The organism is Vibrio sp. 10N.222.48.A3, assembly GCF_041475345.1.
Classification (GTDB): domain Bacteria; phylum Pseudomonadota; class Gammaproteobacteria; order Enterobacterales; family Vibrionaceae; genus Vibrio; species Vibrio tasmaniensis_A.
In genome coordinates, this window is the sequence record NZ_JBFRVX010001684.1 from 1 (window position 1) to 497 (window position 497).

Below are 497 nucleotides of genomic sequence, written 5' to 3' on the forward strand. Positions count from 1 at the left end.
ACCTGGTGACTTGCTGTTGGGAAGTAGTTCTCAACCAGCTTATCACGGTGGTGCGAATCCAATCGGCCAAGCGGCGTATCGATAATAATTGGCAATTTACGGCCTGATGTTTTACCTAGCGCTTCAAGGATAGAAATAGCGTAAATTTGCTTTTCACCAGCTGACATCGCTTTACGATTGATCTTAATACCGTGCTCGTCGATTAACTCAACATCAAATGTTACTGGATTAATCGTAGCTGAGATTTTTAAATCTTCTTTTCGTGCAAGATTTTTATATGAAGCCACAAATTCGGATTCAAGTTGTTTTACGCGAGCTTTAGTTAACTGCTCTGAAAACCTATCTAGAAGTAGCATTGCATTTTGGGCATTTGCGACGCTACTGTCTTTATTTGCCTGCTCTCTATTTTTGTCATGAAGCTTTTGAATTTGTCTCGCTGTTTCAAGCGCTAGTCGAAGCTCTCGTTTCGCATTTTCTAATAAGTCATGGTACTTAAT

1 pseudogene is annotated in these 497 nt (G+C 40.0%); it reads right to left on the minus strand.

Annotated elements, in window-relative coordinates:
- A pseudogene (locus tag AB4653_RS28405) lies at positions 1 to 497 on the minus strand (DNA sulfur modification protein DndD); the annotation flags it as partial.